Annotated in this window: 15 protein-coding genes, 1 tRNA gene and 1 pseudogene; 9 read left to right on the top strand and 8 right to left on the bottom strand. The window is 74.1% G+C overall.

The genetic code is table 11. The features are described from left to right. Positions 1-69: 69 nt before the first annotated feature. The 3 genes from FHX32_RS04260 to FHX32_RS04250 all read right to left on the bottom strand — a co-directional run bounded on the left by FHX32_RS04260 (position 70) and on the right by FHX32_RS04250 (position 3,430). Entirely contained in the window at positions 70-2,280 is a 2,211-nt protein-coding gene (locus FHX32_RS04260) for an MMPL family transporter (protein ID WP_167179553.1), read from the bottom strand. 39 nt (positions 2,281-2,319) lie between these two features. Continuing rightward, a complete protein-coding gene (locus tag FHX32_RS04255) occupies positions 2,320-2,865 on the bottom strand; it encodes a TetR family transcriptional regulator (RefSeq protein ID WP_167179552.1) in 546 nt (181 codons plus the stop codon). A gap of 127 nt (positions 2,866-2,992) precedes the next feature. After that, the gene (locus tag FHX32_RS04250) at positions 2,993-3,430 is read right to left on the bottom strand and encodes a winged helix-turn-helix transcriptional regulator (protein ID WP_167179551.1); all 438 of its coding nucleotides are present in this window, start codon (positions 3,428-3,430) and stop codon (positions 2,993-2,995) included. Between the two features lie 80 nt (positions 3,431-3,510). Between FHX32_RS04250 and FHX32_RS04245 the strand changes: the two are divergent. Continuing rightward, positions 3,511-4,680, top strand: a pseudogene (locus FHX32_RS04245) (MFS transporter); the annotation flags it as partial. Between the two features lie 385 nt (positions 4,681-5,065). On the opposite strand, the gene pdxR reads toward FHX32_RS04245, so the two are convergent. Next, a complete protein-coding gene (gene pdxR, locus FHX32_RS04240) occupies positions 5,066-6,478 on the bottom strand; it encodes a MocR-like pyridoxine biosynthesis transcription factor PdxR (RefSeq protein WP_167182209.1) in 1,413 nt (470 codons plus the stop codon). 52 nt (positions 6,479-6,530) lie between these two features. Between pdxR and FHX32_RS04235 the strand changes: the two genes are divergently transcribed. The 4 genes from FHX32_RS04235 (at position 6,531) to FHX32_RS04220 (ending at position 10,601) form a co-directional block, all read left to right on the top strand. Further along, on the top strand, positions 6,531-7,307 hold the full coding sequence (locus tag FHX32_RS04235; RefSeq protein ID WP_167179550.1) for an isocitrate lyase/PEP mutase family protein: 777 nt from the start codon (positions 6,531-6,533) through the stop codon (positions 7,305-7,307). Between the two features lie 159 nt (positions 7,308-7,466). After that, on the top strand, positions 7,467-8,426 hold the full coding sequence (gene ligD, locus FHX32_RS04230; protein WP_167179549.1) for a non-homologous end-joining DNA ligase: 960 nt from the start codon (positions 7,467-7,469) through the stop codon (positions 8,424-8,426). 80 nt (positions 8,427-8,506) lie between these two features. Further along, positions 8,507-9,367 carry an RNA polymerase sigma factor SigJ gene (sigJ, locus tag FHX32_RS04225; RefSeq protein ID WP_167179548.1) on the top strand — a complete coding sequence of 287 codons (861 nt, stop codon included), beginning with the start codon at positions 8,507-8,509 and terminating at the stop codon, positions 9,365-9,367. A gap of 49 nt (positions 9,368-9,416) precedes the next feature. Next, on the top strand, positions 9,417-10,601 hold the full coding sequence (locus FHX32_RS04220; RefSeq protein ID WP_167179547.1) for an FAD-dependent oxidoreductase: 1,185 nt from the start codon (positions 9,417-9,419) through the stop codon (positions 10,599-10,601). 355 nt (positions 10,602-10,956) lie between these two features. Here the strand turns inward: FHX32_RS04220 and FHX32_RS04215 are convergent. From FHX32_RS04215 to FHX32_RS04200, 4 genes are all read right to left on the bottom strand, one after another. Then, positions 10,957-11,028, bottom strand: a tRNA-Arg gene (locus FHX32_RS04215). 292 nt (positions 11,029-11,320) lie between these two features. Further along, entirely contained in the window at positions 11,321-12,013 is a 693-nt protein-coding gene (locus tag FHX32_RS04210) for a winged helix-turn-helix domain-containing protein (protein WP_167182206.1), read from the bottom strand. Between the two features lie 210 nt (positions 12,014-12,223). Further along, the gene (locus tag FHX32_RS04205; protein WP_167179546.1) at positions 12,224-12,889 is read right to left on the bottom strand and encodes a DUF305 domain-containing protein; all 666 of its coding nucleotides are present in this window, start codon (positions 12,887-12,889) and stop codon (positions 12,224-12,226) included. A gap of 7 nt (positions 12,890-12,896) precedes the next feature. After that, positions 12,897-13,706, bottom strand: coding sequence for a thioredoxin-like domain-containing protein (locus tag FHX32_RS04200; protein ID WP_167179545.1), 810 nt, complete (start codon positions 13,704-13,706; stop codon positions 12,897-12,899). A 100-nt stretch (positions 13,707-13,806) separates the two neighbouring features. Here FHX32_RS04200 and argS point away from each other — a divergent pair, with 100 nt between their 5' ends. The 4 genes from argS (at position 13,807) to thrC (ending at position 19,368) form a co-directional block, all read left to right on the top strand. Then, on the top strand, positions 13,807-15,471 hold the full coding sequence (gene argS / locus FHX32_RS04195) for an arginine--tRNA ligase (RefSeq protein WP_167179544.1): 1,665 nt from the start codon (positions 13,807-13,809) through the stop codon (positions 15,469-15,471). 1 nt (position 15,472) lies between these two features. Then, positions 15,473-16,858, top strand: a complete 1,386-nt coding sequence (gene lysA, locus FHX32_RS04190) for a diaminopimelate decarboxylase (protein WP_167179543.1) — start codon at positions 15,473-15,475, stop codon at positions 16,856-16,858. Between the two features lie 8 nt (positions 16,859-16,866). Beyond that, entirely contained in the window at positions 16,867-18,183 is a 1,317-nt protein-coding gene (locus FHX32_RS04185; RefSeq protein WP_486481076.1) for a homoserine dehydrogenase, read from the top strand. A gap of 135 nt (positions 18,184-18,318) precedes the next feature. Further along, positions 18,319-19,368, top strand: a complete 1,050-nt coding sequence (gene thrC / locus FHX32_RS04180; RefSeq protein WP_167179541.1) for a threonine synthase — start codon at positions 18,319-18,321, stop codon at positions 19,366-19,368. Positions 19,369-19,555: the final 187 nt, after the last annotated feature.

The following is a 19,555-nucleotide window of genomic DNA, read 5'->3' as shown; positions in this document are numbered from 1 at the left end:
GGGCGAAATGGCCACTCCTTCAGCGAAAGAGTGGCCATTTCGATGGGTGGCGGCGCGGGGCCGCGCGGGTCAGCGGCGTGGGGCGGCCGGGGTGGGTTCGGCCAGGTGGGCGCGCAGGCCCTCGCCCTCGATGTCCACGTTTGGCAGGGCCCTGTCCAGCCGGCGCGGCAGCCACCAGGCGCCCCGGCCGAGCAGCGACATCACCGCGGGCACGATGGTCATCCGCACCACGAACGCGTCGATGGCGACACCGATCGCGAGCGCGAAGCCCATCGACTTGATCACCGGATCGTCGAGGAACACGAAGCCGCCGAAGACGGAGATCATGATCAGGGCCGCGGCGGTGACCACCCGGGCGCCGTGCCCCATCCCGTTGATGGTCGCCTGCTGCGCGGTGTCGCCGTGCACGAAGTCCTCCCGCATCCGGGAGACCAGGAAGACCTCGTAGTCCATCGCCAGGCCGAACAGGATGCCGATCAGCAGGATCGGCAGGAAGCTGACCAGCGGGCCGGGCGTGTCCAGGCCGACCAGGTCGGCGAGGTGGCCCTGCTGGAACACCGCCACGGTGATGCCGAAGGTGGCGGCGACCGTGAGCAGGAAGCCCAGCGCGGCCTTGACCGGCACCAGCAGCGAGCGGAAGACGAGCATCAGCAGCAGCACCGAGAGCCCGACCACCAGCAGCAGGTAGACCGGCAGGGCGTCGGAGAGCTTCTCGGAGACGTCGATGCCGATGGCGGTCACGCCGGTCAGCAGCACGTCCACGTCGCGGAACTGGCCGACCGAGTTGCGTACGTCGTTGACCAGGGTCTCGGTGGCCTCGTCGGTCGGGCCCGTCCTCGGCACCACGCCGAGCAGCGCGGTCCGGCCGTCCGGGCTCAGCTGCGGCGGGGCCACCGCGAGGACGTTGTCGGTGCGCTGGAGCAGCGCGGTGACCTGCGGGATCGCGGCCGAGGCGGCCTGCGGCGTGTCCCCGGCGACCACCACCGCGAGCCGGCCGGTGAAGCCCGGCCCGAAGCCCTCGGTGATCAGGTCGTTCGACTCCCGGGCGGGCGACCCGGCCGGCGCCGTGCCCGCGTCGGGCAGCGCCAGCCGCATGTCCGGCGTGGGCAGCGCGAGCAGGCCCAGCCCGAGCAGCCCGACCAGGATCACCGGCACCCGGAACCGGGTGACGGCGCGCGCCCAGCGGAACCCGAAGCCGGAGCGATCCTCGGCGGCCGGTACGGCCGTCGGGGCGTCGTCGTCCGTCCGGTCGCCGGCCGGCACCGAGGCGCGCAGCTTGCGGGGGAGGACCCGGCGGCCGGCGAAGCCGAGCAGGGCGGGCTGGAGGGTGATCGCGACCAGCACCGCGACGGTGACCGTGGCGGCGGCGGCCAGACCCATGACGGTCAGGAACGGGATGTTCACCACGGCCAGCCCGGCCAGCGCGATGACCACGGTGGCGCCGGCGAAGAGCACCGCCGATCCGGCGGTGCCCACCGCGCGGCCCACCGCCTCGTCCGGCGGCAGCCCTTCGAGCAGGTTCTGCCGGTAGCGCGAGGTGATGAACAGCGAGTAGTCGATGCCGACCGCGAGGCCGAGCATCAGGGCGAGGATCGGCGCGGTGCTGGTCAGGTCGACCACGCTGCTGAGCGTGAAGAGCCCGGCCATGCCGACGCCCACGCCGATCAGCGCGTTGAGCATGGTCATCCCGGCCGCCACCAGCGACCCGAAGGTGACCACCAGGACGATCGCGGCGATCGCGACGCCGATCGCCTCGGTCGAGCCGACCTCCGGCACGGCGTTGAGCACCTCGCCGCCGGGCGCGACCTGCCAGCCCTGGGCCTCGGCCCGCGCGCCGACCTGCTCGTACGCGTCGCGCTGGGTGTCGGTCACCTCGTCGGCGCCGGTGGCGAACTGCACCTGGACCAGCGCGTAGCGGCCGTCCGGGGACACCGCCCCCACCTGGAACGGGTCGACGGCGCCGACGGCGCCGGGCAGCGTCGCGGCCTCCTGGGTGAGTTCCTTCACCACGGCCTGCCCCTGCGGGCTGCCGAGCGCGCCGTCGGCCGGCGCCTTGACCGCGATCGTGCCGGTCGCGCCGCTGGCCTCCGGGAACTGCTCGGCGAGCAGGTCGAGGGCACGCTGCGACTCGGTACCGGGCATGGTGAAGTTGTCAGCGATCGGGCCGCGCAGGGTCGCGGCGGCCAGGCCGAGACCGACGAGTACGACGAGCCAGATCGCCGCGACGAGTCGCCGCCGGCGCATCGAGCCCCGACCGAGCCGGTAGAGCAGGGTGGCCATGAGTTCCTTGTCCTCGTGTCGTGGATGGTTGGGAACGAGTCAGTCGACGGGCTCCAGCGCCCGCCGGACGAGTGCCAGCAGCGCGTCGCGCAACTCCTCGTCAGGTACGTCGGCGAACTCGCCGCACGCCTCGGAGATGCCGGCGAGCACCACCAGCGCCGCGATCCGGGCGGCGGGGCGCTCCGGGTGCCCGGCGAGCGCCTCGATCAAACGCTCGGAGATCCGTTGGATGTGCGCGAAGGCCGGCTGCTGGAGCAGCTCCGGGAACTCCCCCCGGAGCAGGGCGATCTCACGCCGGAAGCGGACCGCGAGATCGACGAAGCCCTCGGCGGCCACCCGCTGGGCGGCCGCGCCGTGGTGCGCGGCGATCCGCTCGTCGAGCGCTCGGAGGACGTCGATCGCCGGAGCCATCAGCTCGGTGAGGATGGCGTCCTTGTTGGCGAAGTGGTAGAGCACGGCCGCCTTGGAGCAGCCCACCTCGCCGGCGATGTCCTGCAGCGAGGTGCCCCGGTAGCCGCTGACCGCGAACCGCCGCGCCGCCGCGGCCATGATCTCGTCGCGCGTCTCCGGTACCACCCGTGCCATGCCGGTCACCCCCGAACCAGCATGCCTGACCGATCGGTCAGATGCTGACCGATCGGTCAGACCGATCCGGTGGCGTTCACCACACGGGACGGCCCGGCCGGGCCCGCCGCACGGTCCGCCGGCCGGCTCAGCTCGGGGCGCCGTGCTCCCGGTCGTACGCGGCCCGCGCCTCGGCGATCGCCGTCCGGTGCCGCTCGGCCCAGTTGGTCAGCGTGACCAGCGACTCGTAGAGCTCCAGGGCGATCGGGGTGGCGGTGTACTCCACCTTCGGTGGCACCGTCGGGTACACCCGGCGGTGCAGCAGGCCGTCCCGCTCCAGGTTGCGCAGGGTCAGCGTGAGCATCCGCCGGCTGATCCCCTCCACGCACCGCTCCAGCTCGGTGAAGCGCACCGGGCCCTGGGAGGCGGCGACCAGGATGCCGATGCTCCACTTGCCGCCCACCCGGTCGAGCACCTCGCGGACGGTGCACGCCCGGGCCTGCCCCGGGGTGAACGGGGCGTCGCCGGCGGCGCACGCCTGGCCCCGGTCGACGCTCACGGGCACACCGCTGTTCCCCTGGGACATCAAAGTGCCTCCTTACGCTCCGCCTCATGGTCACAGAGGATGGCTTCGGTAACAAACCATGCACCTAGGGGGAGCTCTCGATGATCCGTACCGTTCCGTCCCGCTGGTCGGCGCTGCTGGTGCTCTGCGCCGGCAGCCTCATGATCATCCTGGACGGCAGCATCGTCGCGGTGGCGCTTCCTGCGATCCAGCGCGATCTCGGCTTCACCGCCACCGGGCTGGCCTGGGTGGTCAACGCCTACCTGGTCGCCTTCGGCGGGCTGCTGCTGCTCGCCGGGCGCCTCGGCGACCTGCTCGGCCGCCGCCAGGTCTTCCTCGCCGGGGTGGCGTTGTTCACCCTCGCCTCGCTGCTCTGCGCGGTGGCGACCGGGCCGGCGGTGCTGGTCACCGCCCGCTTCGCCCAGGGGGTCGGCGGGGCGCTCACCATGGCGGTCGGCCTCGGCATGATCGTCCGGCTCTTTCCGGAACCGGCCGAGCGGGCCCGGGCGATCGCGGTGTTCAGCTTCACCGGGGCCGCCGGCGCTTCGATCGGCATGCTCGCCGGCGGCGTGCTCACCGACCTGGCCGGCTGGCCCGCGATCTTCCTGATCAACCTGCCGATCGGGCTGGTCATCCTGGTCGCCGCGGTGCGTCGGATCGCGCCGGACCGGGGCCTCGGGCTGCGCGCCGGCCTGGACCTGCTCGGCGCGGTGCTGGTCACCGCCGGCCTGATGGCCGCGGTGCTGGCGATCGTCGGCACCGGCGAGCACGGCTGGACCTCGGCCCGCACGCTCGGCGCGGCCGGGCTCGCCGCCGTCCTGCTCGGCGGCTTCGCGGTCCGGCAGCGGACGACCGCCACCCCGCTGCTGCCGCCCCGGCTGCTGCGTGCGCCCGACCTGGTCGCCGCGAACACTGTCCAGTTCCTCATGGTGGCCGCGTTCTTCGGCTTCCAGTTCCTGCTCGCCCTGGAACTCCAGTTGGTCCTCGCCCTGGACGCGGCCGCCACCGGGCTGGCCTTCCTGCCCGCCCCGGTGATGATCGCGGTGGTCTCGCTCGGCCTCGCCGGCCGGCTGGTGGCCCGGTTCGGCGCCCGGGCCGTGCTGCTCACCGGGCTGGCCCTCGCCGTGGTCGGCTTCCTGTTGCTGGCCCGGTTGCCGGTCGACGGCAGCTACCCGGTCGACGTGCTCCCGGCGATGCTGGTCTTCGGCGCCGCCGGCGGCCTGACCCTGCCGGCGGTGACCACGCTGGCCATGGCCGGCGCGGGCGAGGCCGACGCCGGGCTCGCGTCGGGGCTGGCGAACACCACCCAGCAGGTCGGCGGCGCGCTCGGGCTGGCCGCGCTCGCCACCCTGGCGGCCACCCGCACCGAAGGCCTGCGGGGCGCCGGCTGGACCGGGACCGCCGCCCTCGCGGCCGGCTACCGGACCGCCTTCGCCGTGGCCGCCGCCCTGGTCACCGCCGCTCTGCTGGTCGCGGTGGCCACCCTCCGCCGGCGCTCAACGACGGGCGACCGGTCGACGGTCGCCGGCGCGGACAGCCCGGCCCGGCCCGGCCCGTCGGTCAGCGTCGCCGCCGAGCCGGGGTCGGCCTCCGGTGGCGCCGGTTCGTCGGTCGGGGCTGCCGAGGAGACCGGGAACCTCTCCCGGCGGCGGTGGGTCAGCCCGGCTCGGCGGCGCCCAGCACGGCGAGCAGCGCGTCGAGGGCGGCGGAATAGGCGTGCCCGGGCGGGGTGGCGTAGCCGACGACCAGGCCCGGCGGGCCGGCGCCCGGGCGGTGCCGGTGAGCGGCCAGCCCGCCCAGGGCCAGCCCGCGCCGCGCCGCCTCGGCCAGCAGCGCCGCCTCGCCCGGTCCGTCCGGCGGCAGGTGCAGCAGCGCGTGCAGGCCGGCGGAGACGCCGCCCACCCGGTACCGCCCGCCGGCCGCGTCGAGCCGGTCGAGCAGCAGGTCGCGGCGACGACGGTAGTGCCGGCGAACCGCCCGGATCTGCCGGTCGTAGCCGTGACTCGTGATCAGGTCGGCGAGCGCCAGTTGGCCGATCGTCTCCGAGTGCAGGTCCAGGTGCCGCTTCGCCTCGACCACCGGCTCGACCAGCCGGGCCGGCAGCACCAGCCAGGCCAGCCGCAGCGCCGGGCCGAGGGTCTTGGCGGCGGTGCCCACGTACGCCACCTGCTCGGGTGCCGTGCCCTGCACCGCACCCACCGGCTGCCGGTCGTAGCGGAACTCGCCGTCGTAGTCGTCCTCCACCACCAGCGCGTAGCGGTCCCGCGCCCAGCCGGTCAGCGCGTGCCGGCGCTCGGGCGCCAGGGTGACCCCGGTCGGGTACTGGTGGGCCGGCGTCACCACCGCGGCGGCGACCCCGGCCAGCCCGCCGGTGCCGAGCAGGTCGGTGCGGGCGCCGCGGTCGTCGACCGGTAGCGGCAGCACGCTGCCGCCGTGCCGGCGGGCCACCTCCCGGTGGAAGGCGAGCCCTGGGTCCTCCATCGCCAGCACCGGCCGGCCCGCGTCGCGCAGCACGCCCACCAGCAGCGCCAGTGCCTGCACGTACCCGGTGGTGACGACGATCCGGTCGGGGTCGGCCAGCACCCCCCGGGCCCGGCCCAGGTAACCGGCGAGCGCGGTGCGCAGCTCGATGCGCCCACGCGGGTCGCCGTAGCCGTAGGCGCTCGCCGGGGCGGCGGCCAGCGCCCGCCGGGTGGCTCGCAGCCAGGCGGTCACCGGGAAGGCGGCCACGTCGGGGCTGCCCGGTCGCAGGTCGTAGCGGGGCGCGACCGGGCCCGGCGGGGCGGCGGCCGGCGGCGGCGCGGTGCGCAGCAGCGGGCTCACCTCGGTGCCGGCGCCCACCCGGGCCACCAGCCAGCCCTCGGCGATCAGCTGGTCGTACGCCGCGCTGACCGTGCCGCGGGAAACGCCCAGCTCGGCGGCGAGCGTGCGGGTGGCGGGCAGCCGGGTCGCCGGGGCCAGCCGCCCGTCCCGGATCGCCTCCCGGAGCGCGCGTTCCAGCCCGGCGCGGCGGCCGGCCGTCGCGTCCAGCTCCAGGTGCAGGTCGACCCCGAAAGCGGCCCAGTCCATCGGCACGGAATTGGAGCTTAGAGCGGGCCGTCGGCCGGTCGAGAATCGGTGGATGACCGCCACCCCGACGGGTCGGGCGGCGGCGCTGCGCGCGCTGCACCGCCCCGGTGACCCGCTGATCCTGCCCAACGCCTGGGACGCCGGCTCGGCCCGGGCCGTCGTCGCCGCCGGTTTCCCGGCCGTGGCGACCAGCAGCGCCGCCGTCGCCGAGTCGCTCGGCCACGCCGACGGCGAGACCACCCCGGTCGGCGAGATGTTCGCCGCGGTCGCCCGGATCACCCGGGCGGTCGCCGTCCCGGTCACCGCCGACCTGGAGCGGGGGTACGGGCTGCGCCCGGCCGAACTGGTGGAGCGACTGCTCGCCGCCGGGGCGGTCGGGCTCAACCTGGAGGACTCCGACCCGCGGACCGGCGCGCTGGTTGACGCCGAGGAGCAGGCCGACCTGCTGACCGAGGTGCGGGCGGCGGCCGACGCGGCGGGGGTGCCGGTGGTGCTCAACGCCCGGGTGGACGTCTTCCTGCGGCCCGCCGGGGACCCGGCCGAACGGTTGGCCGAGGCGGTCCGCCGGGGCCGGCGCTACCTCGCCGCCGGCGCGGACTGCGTCTACCCGATCATGCTGGCCGACCCGGGCGAGCTCCGGAGTTTCGTCGAGGCGGTGACCGGCCCGGTGAACGTGCTGGCCCGTCCGGGCGCCCTCGGCCGGGCCGGCCTGGCCGCGCTCGGGGTGGCCCGGGTCAGCCACGGATCCGGCCTTTACGCCGCCACCCGCGCGTACACCGCCCGGCTGCTCGACGCCGTGGCGGCCGGCGACCCACCGACGGCGCCCTGACCCGCCGGGGCGGCCTTCCCCCGACCGTCGCCGCGCCCGGTGGACCGCCGGCCGCCGGGCGCCGGTCGGGCCCGGTTGACCGCCGGCGACCGGACGTGCCCGGTTGGCCGCCGGTCGTGTCCGGTTGACCGCCGGCCCGCGGGCCGGGAAGGTGATCGGATGGGCGGGGCTGACGAGAACCGGGCCGGGGTGGCGCTGACCAACCTGGACCAGGCGCTGTTCGACGGGGCCGACGCGACCAAGCGGGATCTGGTCGACTACCTCGACGCGGTCCGGGACCGGCTGCTGCCGCAGCTGCGGGACCGACCGCTGTCGGTGATCCGGGCGCTGCGCGGGCAGGCGCCGTTCATGCAGAAGAACCTGCCGAAATACACCCCGGACTGGGTGCGCCGCACCCCGGTGTGGGCCGAGGCGTCGCACCGCGAGGTGTCGTACGCGCTCTGCGACGACCACCGCACCCTGCTCTGGTTCGCCAACCAGCGGGCGGTGGAGTACCACCCCACCCTGGCCACCGTCGCCGACCTGCACCACCCGACCCACCTGGTGCTCGACCTCGACCCGCCGGAGGGGGACTCGTTCGCCCTGGCGGTGGCCGCCGCCCGGCTGGTCCGGCAGGCGCTCGCCGACTGCGGGCTGGCCGGGGCGGTCAAGACCAGCGGGGCCAAGGGAGTGCACGTCTTCGTGCCGGTGGCGGCCGGCGCCACCGCCGTGGACATGGCCGCCGCCACCCGGGCGGTCGCGGCCCGTGCCGAGCGGCTCGATCCGGCGCTGGCCACCACCGCCTTCATCCGCGAGGACCGGGGCGGCAAGGTCTTCGTGGACTCCACCCGCGCCGGCGGGGCGACGGTGGTGGCCGCGTACAGCCCGCGGCTGCGGCCGGGGGTGCCGGTGTCGTACCCGGTCGGCTGGGCCGACCTGGGCGACGTCACGCCGGCCGACTTCACCATCCGTACCGTGCCCGGCCTGGTCGCCGACCGCGACCCGTGGGCCGAGCAGATGCCCGGGCCACAGCCGCTCCCGGCGGACCTGGTCGCCGAGGGCCACACCATCCCGGTCGCCCGGGTCCAGGCCATGCACGAGGGCAAGCGCCGGGCCCGCGCCCGCCGCGCCGCCGGCTGAGCGACACCGACCCACGCCCGGCGCCCGGTCCGGCCGGTCGGCGGGCGACGGTCGGCACGGCGTCTCCGTATCCTGGGCCGATGCCGCACGACACGGTGTTCGCCGAGCACCGCCCGCTCCTGGTGGCCGTCGCCTATCGGGTGCTGGGTCGGGCCAGCGATGCCGAGGACGTGGTGCAGGACGCCTGGCTGCGCTGGAGCGGTGTCGACCTCGAACAGGTCGAGGACCCGGAGGGCTACCTGGTCCGGGTGACCACCCGGCTGGCCATCGACCGGCTGCGCAGCGCGGTCGCCCGGCGCGAGTCGTACGTCGGGCCGTGGCTGCCCGAGCCGGTGCTCACCGCGCCCGACGTCGCCGACGACGTGGCCCGGTCCGAGTCGGTGTCGCTGGCCATGCTGCTCGTCCTGGAGTCGTTGTCGCCACTGGAGCGGGCGGTCTTCGTGCTGCACGAGGCATTCGGCTACTCGCACAACGAGATCGCCGGTATCGTCGACCGGAGCCCGGAGTCGGTACGCCAGACGGCGGTCCGCGCGCGCGAGCACGTGAGCAGACGCCGCCGGCGCTATGACACCGATCGGGCGACCCGGCGCAAGGTCACCGAGTCGTTCCTGGCGGCCAGCACCGGCGGCGACCTGACCGCCCTGATGGCGGTCCTCGCGCCCGACGTCCGGTTGGTCTGCGACGGTGGTGGCCTGGCCCCCGCGCCGCGCAAGGCGATCGACGGCAGCGAGCTGGTGGCGCGGGCGCTGGTCACGTTCGCCGGACGCATGCCGGAGTCGCCGCGCGTGGTGATCGCGGAGGTCAACGGCGGCCCCGGTGCGATCATCTACTCCGCCGAGACCCCGGTGGCGGTCATCGTGCTGCACCTGGTGGACGGCCGCGCCCGGGAGATCCACCTGGTCGGCAACCCGGAGAAGCTCACCGCCGTCGGCGGAATGTGACGCGGGTCATGCCACCTCACGCGGCGGCGCGCGGCCTCGTCCGTGGGGCATGACGAACACACGGCAGACGCGAATCGTGGTTATCGGCGCCGGATACACCGGCATGCTGGCGGCGCTCGGCGTGGCACGCCGAGCCCGGGGCCGGGTGACCGTGACCCTGGTCAACCCCTGGGAGCGGTTCACCGAACGGCTGCGGATGCACCAGCTCGCGACCGGGCAGCCGCTCGCCGAGCACCGCATCCCGGAGCTTCTGGCCGGCACCGGGATCACCTTCGTCGAGGGCTGGGCGACCGGCATCGACACGCTCGCCCGCACGGTCCGGGTGTCCGACTCGGACGGTGAGGTCGCACTGGACTACGACAATCTCGTCTACGCGATCGGCAGCACCACCGACACCGCCCGCGTTCCGGGTGCCGAGCACGCCTTCACCCTGAGCAGTCCGGCGGACGCGAGGCGGATGGCCGCACACCTCGGGGCCGCGGGTCGGAGCACCTTCCTGGTGTGCGGAGGCGGGCTGACCGGGATCGAGACGGCGGCCGAGATCGCCGAGTCCTGCCCGGACGTCACGGTGACGCTGCTGACCCGGGGCGAGCCGGGCGCGATGATGGGCGCCCGGGCCCGCGGCTATCTGCGGGCGTCACTCGACCGGTTGGGCGTGATCGTCCGCACCGGTGTCGAGATCGCCAAGGTGCTGCCGGAAGGCGTGGAACTCGCCGGGGGTGAGGTCGTGCCGGCTGACGGCACGCTGTGGACGACCGGGGTGCGGGTGCCGCCGCTGGCCACGGAGGCCGGGATCGTCACCGACGACACCGGCCGGATCGTCACCGACGCCACCCTGCGCTCCGTGTCGCACCCGGAGATCTACGCCATCGGCGATGCCGCCGCGGTTCGGCAGGCGTACGGCGTCATCCACGGCACCTGCCAGAGCGGCCTGCCGACCGCCGCCCACGTCGCCGGGAGCATCGCCCGTCAGGTGCGCGGCAAGGCGCTCCGGCCGTTCCGGTTCGGCTACCTGCACCAGCCGGTCAGCCTCGGGCGTCGGGACGCGGTGATCCAGTTCACCTACCCCGACGACACTCCGCGGCGGTGGCTGCTCACCGGCCGGGCGGCCGTGCTCTACAAGGAGACCGTCAGCAGCAGCCCGATCACGATGTACGGGCTGGCGAAACGGATCGGCATCTCGGCCCGGATGCTGAGCACGAGCGGCGGCCGGCGTAACCGGCCGCTGACCTGACAGGTTCGGTGACCGGCGCCGGTTGGAGTGCCGCCAGCGGGATTCGACCCTGCGCTCCCGCCTCCGGAAGGGCGATGTTCCACCCGCGATCATCTCGGGTTGACCAGGGCGGACGCGCCACGACGCAGGCGATGGCGGGCGAGTTCGGCCCGAATGCGGCGCAGGGCACTCGCCGAACGTGCCGGGCAGTGGCTCCCCGCCAACGAGCCGGTGACGTGTGTCGCTGCCGCGCTACGGCACGTATTCGGCACAGACGCCCGCCATCGGCCACTGACGGCCGGACGCCGTCGGCCGCACGATGAAGGCCCCTGACCGGGTCTCCCTGGTCAGGGGCCTTCAGTGCTGGTTGTCAGGGTGCCCCCGGCAGGATTCGAACCTGCGCCCCCGCCTCCGGAGGGCGGTGCTCTATCCCCTGAGCTACGGGGGCTCAGCGACTGGAGAAGACTAGCAAACCTCCTCCGCGAACGACGAATCGGTATCCGGGCCGCGCGTCGCGCCGGCCGGGCGGGGGCTCCCGCGGGCCCGCACCGTCGATCCCGGTGCGGGTGCCGCAGCCCCCCACGGGCGTACGCGTCCCCGCGCGTGCGTCGTCCCGCCCGACCAGGCTGGAGCCTCGACGTCGACGAGGCCGCACCGACCTTGACCGGCCGACCGGCCGCGGCGGGACGCCGACGCTCCCGTTCGCCTCGGCGGGAGGTGGACGGGAGCGTCGGCGGCGGTCAGGCCGCGACGGCGCGACCGCAGCTGGGCAGGGGGTGCAGGACGATGCGGCGGGGCAGCCGGCGCGGCCACTCGTTGCGGGGCCACGAGCCGTCCACGATGAGGTGCACCGTCCGCTGCTCCTCGCCGCTGAGCCGGAGCACGAACTCGCGGGGGAGCGGCGGGTCGACCGACGGCGTCGTGATCATGAAACGCACCCGGCCGCGGGACGAGACGGCGGAGATCACGTCGGCCGCCGGCATGGTGCCGCGCAGCCGCACCCGGCCGATCCAGTAGACCTCGGCGAGGTGTTCCTGGGCCGCCCGGGTGATCGCCGGGTACTCGCTGCGTACCCAGCGCTCGACCGCGCCCACGCAGAGCCCGCAGGCCCGTTCCCGGGGCTCCCGCGGACCCAACCCCCAGGCCCGCAGGTACGCCCCGACCGCGCCGGCGTCCAACGACAGGTCGAACCGGCGCTGGATGAGCGTCTGGAGGCTCTGCCGCGTCCACAGCTCCTCGTCCAGGCCGAACTCGTCGGGGTGGACGCCCCGCAGCACGTCGATCAGTTCGAGTTCCTGTTCGCGGCTGAGCGTTCCCGGCTCGCCCGGCCGCTGTCCGCGACGGGCGGCTGCCACCGCCCCGTCACCGCCGATGGTGTGGCGCCGGCACCAGCTGGTGACCGAACGCCGCGCGTCTCTGAGTGCAACCCCCACGTCCTGCGCAACGAGCCCGAATCGCAACTGGTCACGATATGTGCGGAGAAAACTCCCTTAGCCACGCAATCGCCCACACTCTCCAAACTACCCCAAAACCCCCAAACCCGCCCACCCCTCCCGCTCGGAAAAATGATCAAGAGGTTTGCGTCGGCCGGCGGGGCCGGCGATGACGCAAACCTCTTGATCGACGAGGAGGCGCGGGGTGGGTCAGCCGTTGAGGCGCTTGAGGGCGTTCTGGAGGTTGGTGAGGTCGGTCTGCTGGGTGTTCTTCATGGTCTGGGCGGTGCGGACGACGTCCGGTTCGTCGGTGGCGTCGAGCACCGCGTCGATCATGTGGATGCCGCCCAGGTGGTGCTTGATCATCATGTTCAGGAACCGGACCTCCAGGTCGCGCCCCTGGGCCCCGCGCAGCGCCGCCATCTCCTCCGGCGTCGCCATCCCCGGCATCAGCCCGTTCTTGACCGTCATCGCGCCGTCCGGCATCCAGGACATCGGCGGCTGCGAGCCGGTCGGGTCCAGCTCCCAGGACCGCAGCCAGGACTGCATCGCGCCCATCTCGCCCTGCTGGCCGAGCGCGATGTCGCCGCCGATGCTGCGGACCTCGGGGTCGGTGGCCCGCTGGAAGGCGATCAGCCCCATCTCCACCGCCTGGGCGTGGTGGGTGGTCATGTCCCGGGCGAAACCGGCCTCCACCGACGCGTCACCGGGGCGGGTCAGTCGGGGGGTCAGCAGGCCGCCGGCGTACCCGAGGAGCAGCCCGACCACGACGGCGAGGGCCAGGGCAACCACGCCCCACCGGCGCCCGGTGTCCGGGCGCTCCGGCGGGGTCGGTTCGCCGAGGCTCGGGGTCTCGGTCGTGGTCGGTGCGCTCATCGTCCCCTCAGCCCTGCGGCATCGTCGCGCCGTCGCGCGGCGTGGTGCCGGTCGCGGTGATGCCCTGGTTGCACAGCGCGGTCGGCCCCTCGATCGAGGCGTTCACCCGCAGCGTCTTGATGAAGTCGTCGATCCGGCTGTCGTCGGCGTTGTCGACCTTGAGCTGGTAGCCCCAGGCCTGTAGCGAGATCGGCTTGTCCAGCCCCTCGTACGGGCTGAGCATGGTCTTCTCCACGCCCTCGACCTTGCCACGCAGCTTGGCCACCTGGTCGGCGGGCAGGTCCGGACGGTAGGTGATCCACACGGTGCCGTGCTCCAGGCTGTGCACCGCGTGCTCGTTGGCGATCGGGGCGTCGTAGACGTCACCCATGCAGTTCTGCCACGACGCGTTGTGCGGGCCGGCGACCGGCGGGCTGATCTCGTACTTGATCGGGCCGGCCTGGTGGTTGCTGCCCTTGACGAGTTCCTTGTCCAGCTCGCGGTAGTTCACGATGCCGGAGATGTCGGCCGCCCGGTCCTCCCACGGCTTCGAGCCCTGGAATGCCGCCCACGCGCCGTAGCCGATGATCGACGCGGCGAGCACGCCCACGGCGACGAAGAGCGCGATCGGGCCCCAGGACCGGCCCTGGCTGACCTTGACCGGGGTGACCGGCTTGCGGCCCTTGCCGCCAGCGCCCGGACGGGGACCGGTCGCCTTGCCGGACCCGGCCTTGCCACCGGCCGGCTTGCCGGCAGCGGCCGGCCGGGCCGCCGGCTTCTTGCCGGTGCTGACCACGGTCGGACGGCGCTGCTCGCCGCCCGGGGTGCTGATGCTCATCGTGCCTCGTCAGGTCGGTCGGTCAGGGGAGCCGGCGGTCGGAGTTCACATGCTGGGTCGCCGCCGCGGGTGCCGAGTCTACCCCCGATAACATGGTTCGGTGACTCCCGCAGAACTCGCCGAGGTCGTCCTCTCCGCAGCCCACGCCGTCTTCACCGAGCGGGGCCTGGATCGCTCCGCCCTGCCGGAGCGGACGGCGGTGGAGCGACCCCGCAACCCCGAGCACGGCGACTACGCCTCGACGCTGGCGCTGCAGCTCAGCAAGAAGGTGGGCGTCCCGCCGCGGGAGCTCGCCGGCGCCCTCGCCGAGCAGCTCGGCCGGGCCGCCGGGGTCAAGTCGGTGGAGATCGCCGGACCGGGCTTCCTCAACATCCGGCTGGACGCCGCCGCCGCCGGCCAGCTCGCCCGGTCGATCGTCGAGGCCGGTCCGGAGTACGGCCGCAGCGACCGGCTCGCCGGGCAGCGGATCAACCTGGAGTTCGTCTCGGCCAACCCGACCGGTCCGGTGCACATCGGCGGGGTCCGCTGGGCCGCCGTCGGCGACGCGCTGGGCCGGCTGCTGCGCGCCACCGGTGCCAACGTGGGCACCGAGTACTACTTCAACGACGCCGGCTCGCAGATCGACCGGTTCGCCCGCTCGCTGCTCGCCGCCGCCCGGGGCGAGCCGACCCCGGAGGACGGCTACGCCGGGGCGTACCTCGGGGAGATCGCCGCGGCGGTCCAGGCCCGCCGGCCGGACGTGCTCACCCTGGACGACGCGGCGGCCCAGGAGGTCTTCCGGGTCGAGGGCGTGGCGCTGATGTTCGACGAGATCCGCTCGTCGCTGCGCGACTTCGGGGTCGAGTTCGACACCTACTTCAACGAGAAGGACCTGCACGACCGGGGCGAGCTCGACCTGGCGCTGAGCCGGCTGCGGGAGCAGGGGCACGTCTTCGAGGCCGAGGGCGCCATCTGGCTGCGCACCACCGAGTTCGGCGACGACAAGGACCGGGTGCTGCGCAAGTCCAACGGCGACTGGACCTACTTCGCCGCCGACTGCGCCTACTACCTCGACAAGCGCGAGCGCGGCTTCGAGCGGGTGGTCATCATGCTCGGCGCCGACCACCACGGCTACATCGGCCGGATGAAGGCGATGGCCGCCTGCTTCGGCGACGACCCGGAGCGCAACCTGGAGATCCTCATCGGCCAGCTGGTCAACCTGGTCCGTGACGGCGCACCGATGCGGATGAGCAAGCGCGCCGGCACCGTCGTCACCCTGGAGGACCTGGTCGACGCGATCGGGGTCGACGCGGCCCGCTACGCGCTGGCCCGCTACTCCAGCGACTCCCCGATCGACATCGACGTCGAGTTGTGGACCCGGGCCACCCGCGACAACCCGGTCTACTACGTGCAGTACGTGGCCGCCCGGACGGCCAGCGTGGGGCGCAACGCCGCCGAGGTCGGGCTCACCCGGGGCGCCGCCGCCGCGTTCCGTCCCGAGCTGCTCGACCACGAGAAGGAGAACGAGCTGCTCAAGGCGCTCGCCGAGTTCCCCGCCGTGGTGTCCACCGCGGCCGAGCTGCGCGAGCCGCACCGGGTGGCCCGCTACCTGGAGGACCTCGCCGGGGCCTATCACCGGTTCTACGACAACTGCCGGATCCTGCCGCGCGGCGACGAGGAGGTCACCGACCTGCACCGGGCCCGGCTCTGGCTCAACGACGCCACCCGCACGGTGATCGCCAACGGGCTCTTCCTGCTCGGCGTCTCCGCGCCCGAGAGGATGTGACATGCGAGCCCACGAGGCCGGTGCGCTGCACGGCGACATCGGCAACCGCGGTCCGGCCTGGCTGCGTACGCCGGCCGACGTCAACGCCCTGGTACCGCTGTTGTGGCCGCGCAACGTGGCGCGCGGCGCGGACGGTGCGCTCACCGTGGCGGGCCTGGACGTGCGCGGCCTCGCCGCCGAGTTCGGCACCCCGACGTACGTGCTGGACGAGGACGACCTGCGCTCGCGCTGCCGCGACTTCCGGGCCGCCTTCCCGGACGTCGACGTCTACTACGCCGGCAAGGCGTTCCTCTGCCGTGCCGTGGTGCGGATGATCGACGAGGAGGGCCTGCACCTCGACGTGTGCAGCGGCGGCGAGCTGGCCACCGCGCTGGCCGCCGGGATGTCACCGGAGCGGATCGGCTTCCACGGCAACAACAAGTCGGTCGCCGAGCTGACCCGGGCGGTGGACGCCGGGGTGGGCCGGATCATCGTCGACTCGTTCACCGAGATCGACCGGCTCAGCGCGCTGGCCCGCGAACGCGGCGTCCGGCCGAAGGTGCTGGTCCGGGTCACCGTCGGCGTGGAGGCGCACACCCACGAGTTCATCGCCACCGCGCACGAGGACCAGAAGTTCGGGTTCTCGCTGGCCGGCGGGGCCGCCGCGGCGGCCGCCTTCAAGATCCTCGACGAGGACGTGCTGGAACTGCGCGGCCTGCACTCGCACATCGGGTCGCAGATCTTCGACGCCAGCGGCTTCGAGGTCTCCGCCCGCCGGGTGCTCGCCCTGCAGGCGCAGATCCGCGACGCGCGCGGGGTGGAACTGCCCGAGCTGGACCTCGGCGGCGGCTTCGGCATCGCGTACACCACGCAGGACGACCCGGCCGCGCCGCACGACCTGGCCAAGCGACTGCGCAAGATCGTCGACGGGGAGTGCGCGGCCGAGCGGCTGGCCGTGCCGCGGCTCTCCATCGAGCCGGGTCGGGCCATCGTCGGGCCGGCCGTGTTCACCCTCTACGAGGTCGGCACGGTCAAGGACGTGGACGGCATCCGGACGTACGTCAGCGTCGACGGCGGGATGAGCGACAACATCCGCACCGCGCTCTACGACGCGTCCTACTCCGCCACCCTGGCGTCCCGGGCGTCGGCCGCCGAGCCGATGCTCGCCCGCGTGGTGGGAAAGCATTGTGAGTCCGGGGACATCGTGGTGAAGGATGAATTCCTGCCCGCCGACGTGCAGCCCGGAGATCTTGTCGCGGTGCCCGGCACCGGTGCCTACTGCCGGAGCATGGCCAGCAACTACAACCACGTGCCCCGCCCCCCGGTGGTCGCGGTGCGCGGCGGCCAGGCGCGTGTGATCGTCCGGCGGGAGACCGAAGAGGACCTGCTCGCATTGGATGTTGGATGACGTCACCTGTGCGCCTGGCGCTGCTCGGCTGTGGCACGGTCGGTGGTGAGGTGGTCCGGCTGCTGCACGAGCAGTCGGCCGACCTCGCCGCCCGGATCGGCGCCCCGATCGAGATCGCCGGCATCGCCGTCCGTCGGCCCGGCCGCGACCGCGGCGACCTGCCGGTCGATCCGGCGCTGTTCACCACCGACGCGCTCGGCCTGGTCAAGCGCGACGACGTCGACGTCGTGGTCGAGGTGGTCGGCGGCATCGAGCCGGCCCGCGGCTGGCTGGTCGAGGCGCTGCGCGCCGGCAAGAGCGTGGTGACCGCGAACAAGGCGCTGCTCGCCGAGGACGGCGCGGCGCTGCACGACGCGGCGGCCGAGGGCGGCGGCGACCTCTACTACGAGGCGTCCGTGGCCGGGGCCATCCCGCTGCTGCGCCCGCTGCGCGAGTCGCTGCACGGCGACCGGATCACCCGGGTCACCGGCATCGTCAACGGCACCACCAACTTCATCCTCTCCGCCATGGACGCCACCGGCGCCGGCTTCGCCGAGGCGCTGGAGGAGGCGACCGAGCTGGGGTACGCCGAGGCCGACCCCACCGCCGACGTGGAGGGCTTCGACGCCGCGGCCAAGGCGGCCATCCTGGCCTCGCTGGCGTTCCACACCCGGGTGAGCGCGGCCGACGTGCACCGGGAGGGCATCACCGAGGTGACCGCCGCCGACGTGGCCAGCGCCAAGGCGATGGGCTGCACGATCAAGCTGCTCTGCATCGCGGCCCGGGGCGCGGACGCCGCCGGCCGGGAGACGGTCAGCGTGCGGGTGCACCCGGCGATGATCCCGCTGACCCACCCGCTGGCCGGCGTCGGCGACGCGTTCAACGCGGTCTTCGTCGAGGCCGAGGCGGCCGGCCAGCTGATGTTCTACGGCCGCGGCGCCGGCGGCGCGCCGACCGCCAGCGCGGTGCTCGGCGACGTGGTGGCGGTCGCCCGCAACCGGCTCGCCGGGGTCCGCGCGGCCAGCGAGAGCGCGTACGCCGACCTGTCGGTACGACCGATGGGGGAGGCGCTGACCCGCTACCACATCAGCCTGGACGTGGCCGACCGTCCGGGTGTGCTGGCCGCGGTGGCCGGGGTGTTCGCCCGGCACGACGTCTCGATCGCGACCGTGCGGCAGGGCTCGGCGGGCGGCACCGCCGCCGGTGGCCGGGGCGACGACGCGGAGCTGGTCATCGTCACCCACGTGGCGCCGGACGCCGCGCTCGCCGCCACCGTGGGCGAGCTGCGCGGGCTGGACATCGTCCGCTCGGTGACCAGCGTGCTGCGGGTCGAGGGCGGGCTGTGACCCGGTCGGCGGGTGCGCTGGCGCTCCCGTCCCGCCAGGTGGTTAATGGCGGGTGCGCCGGGGGCCGTCGGGCGAGGCTGGTCCAGGCTGGACGTGCCCTGGGCGGGGCGTAGCGGCGGAAGCGAGGAGAGCGACATGTGGCGGGGCCTGATCGACGCCTTCCGGGACCGGCTGCCGGTCACCGACGCCACTCCCGTCGTCACCCTGCACGAGGGGGACACCCCGCTGCTGCCCGCGCCGGTGCTCTCCGCCCGGCTCGGCTGCGACGTCCACCTGAAGGTGGAGGGGGCCAACCCGACCGGCTCGTTCAAGGACCGGGGCATGACGCTCGCCGTGTCCAAGGCGGTCGAGGCCGGCAACAAGGCGATCATCTGCGCCTCCACCGGCAACACCAGCGCCTCCGCCGCGGCGTACGCCGCCCGGGCCGGGCTGACCTGCGCCGTGCTGGTGCCGCAGGGCAAGATCGCGCTGGGCAAGCTGGCCCAGGCGCTGGTGCACGGCGCGAAGCTGCTCCAGGTCAACGGCAACTTCGACGACTGCCTGTCGCTGGCCGCGAAGCTCGCCCAGGACTACCCGGTCGCCCTGGTCAACTCGGTCAACATCGACCGGCTGCACGGCCAGAAGACCGCGGCGTTCGAGATCGTCGAGGCGCTCGGCGACGCGCCGGACATCCACTGCCTGCCGGTCGGCAACGCCGGCAACATCTCGGCCTACTGGATGGGCTACGAGGAGGACCTGAGGGACGGCAACGCCACCCGGGCCCCGAAGATGTACGGCTTCCAGGCCGCCGGCGCGGCGCCGATCGTGACTGGCGAGGTGGTACGGGAGCCGTCCACCATCGCCACCGCCATCCGGATCGGCAACCCGGCCAGTTGGACCAGGGCCCTGGACGCCCGGGACGCCTCCGGCGGCCTGATCGAGGCGGTCACCGACCGGGAGATCCTGGCCGCGTACCGGCTGCTGGCCCGGGAGGTCGGCGTCTTCGTGGAACTCGGTAGCGCGGCCAGCGTGGCCGGTCTGCTCCAGCAGGCTGCCGCCGGCCGGGTGCCGGCCGGTTCGACAGTGGTCTGCACGGTCACCGGGCACGGCCTGAAGGACCCGGAGTGGGCGATCTCCACCGCCCCGGCCCCGGTCACCATCGCCAACGACCCCCTGGCCGCCGCCCGCTCCCTCGACCTCGCCTGACTGTAATCCTTCACCGGCCCACCTCCAGGCGCCCGCGCCAGCGCCGGTGATCAAGGGCTTTGAGTCAGATCCGCGGCGCGTCCTGACGCAAATCCCTTGATCAACGGGCCCGGGAGAGGTTGGTCCACACGAGATCCCTCCGGGGGGTGGGGGTCAAGGGGCGGGGTGGGTGGGAGCGGTCCCGTGG

This window comes from Micromonospora sp. CNZ280, assembly GCF_011759515.1.
The sequence above is the reverse complement of the archived record's forward strand: the minus strand, read 5'-3'. Positions and strand labels throughout refer to the sequence as shown.

Bases quoted from the DNA above. Each gene is read 5' to 3' on its own strand.
- FHX32_RS04260 (WP_167179553.1), bottom strand. From the start codon at position 2,280: ATGGCCACCCTGCTCTACCGGCTCGGTCGGGGCTCGATGCGCCGGCGG.
- FHX32_RS04255 (WP_167179552.1), bottom strand. From the start codon at position 2,865: ATGGCACGGGTGGTACCGGAGACGCGCGACGAGATCATGGCCGCGGCG.
- FHX32_RS04250 (WP_167179551.1), bottom strand. From the start codon at position 3,430: ATGTCCCAGGGGAACAGCGGTGTGCCCGTGAGCGTCGACCGGGGCCAG.
- pdxR (WP_167182209.1), bottom strand. From the start codon at position 6,478: ATGGACTGGGCCGCTTTCGGGGTCGACCTGCACCTGGAGCTGGACGCG.
- FHX32_RS04235 (WP_167179550.1), top strand. From the start codon at position 6,531: ATGACCGCCACCCCGACGGGTCGGGCGGCGGCGCTGCGCGCGCTGCAC.
- ligD (WP_167179549.1), top strand. From the start codon at position 7,467: ATGGGCGGGGCTGACGAGAACCGGGCCGGGGTGGCGCTGACCAACCTG.
- sigJ (WP_167179548.1), top strand. From the start codon at position 8,507: ATGCCGCACGACACGGTGTTCGCCGAGCACCGCCCGCTCCTGGTGGCC.
- FHX32_RS04220 (WP_167179547.1), top strand. From the start codon at position 9,417: ATGACGAACACACGGCAGACGCGAATCGTGGTTATCGGCGCCGGATAC.
- FHX32_RS04205 (WP_167179546.1), bottom strand. From the start codon at position 12,889: ATGAGCGCACCGACCACGACCGAGACCCCGAGCCTCGGCGAACCGACC.
- FHX32_RS04200 (WP_167179545.1), bottom strand. From the start codon at position 13,706: ATGAGCATCAGCACCCCGGGCGGCGAGCAGCGCCGTCCGACCGTGGTC.
- lysA (WP_167179543.1), top strand. From the start codon at position 15,473: ATGCGAGCCCACGAGGCCGGTGCGCTGCACGGCGACATCGGCAACCGC.
- thrC (WP_167179541.1), top strand. From the start codon at position 18,319: ATGTGGCGGGGCCTGATCGACGCCTTCCGGGACCGGCTGCCGGTCACC.